General features: G+C 42.5%; 1 protein-coding gene and 1 pseudogene. Both read right to left on the bottom strand.

The window, feature by feature from the left end; all coding sequences use genetic code 11:
- Window positions 1–353, bottom strand: a 353-nt coding sequence (locus tag H8S17_RS16295; RefSeq protein ID WP_186867908.1) for an IS91 family transposase, incomplete at its 3' end; no start/stop codon positions are given.
- Window positions 350–702: pseudogene (locus H8S17_RS16290) on the bottom strand (tyrosine-type recombinase/integrase); the annotation flags it as partial. The gene H8S17_RS16295 and the pseudogene H8S17_RS16290, both read right to left, overlap by 4 nt.

Below are 702 nucleotides of genomic sequence, written 5' to 3'. Positions count from 1 at the left end.
AGAGCAGAGTATAAGAATTTCTGGTTGCTGTAGATAATGGGATTGAGTTCTTCTGGAACTGTAAAAACCACATGGAAATAAGGAGCATCTAAGATATCCTCCCGCCGTGCATCTACCCACTTTTCCTTTGGAAACTCCTGACACATAGGACAGCATCTGTCACGGCAGGAATTATAGTGGACTGACATGCAGCCGCAGTCCTCGCATACACTTACATTCACACCAAAGGCACCAGTTTTGCAATTCATGATGTGATAAGCGGCCTTTTGCTGAGCGGGAGAAATACTATGTGTGGATTCAAAAGATGAATAAAAACGATGAAAAACATCCTGAATCGTACAATCCTTACTCATGATTCACCACCTTCCGGGTTGTCGAATGGGCTGCGGATTCCAAGAAGTGTCTTGTTGCTCACATGAAGGTAAACATCTGTAGAGCGAGGATCAACATGTCCCAGAAGTGACTGGCTATATCAAGATATCCACCGGACCAGGAACTTGGGAAAAGGATATCTTTGGGGCGACCACATTTGTACCAATACTCTGTGAGAAGGTCTAAATTCTTTTGAGACAGAATTGTATATCTGTCAATTCTGCCTTTGGTTTCACGAACATGAATTGTCATGTTGGTACGTGAAATGTCATCATAATGAAGATGAACAACCTCTGATACACGTAATCCGGAAGAATACATAGTTGCAAT

This window comes from Roseburia zhanii (genome assembly GCF_014287635.1).
Taxonomy (GTDB): domain Bacteria; phylum Bacillota; class Clostridia; order Lachnospirales; family Lachnospiraceae; genus Roseburia_B; species Roseburia_B zhanii.
This window is presented reverse-complemented; position numbering and strand designations above follow the sequence as displayed.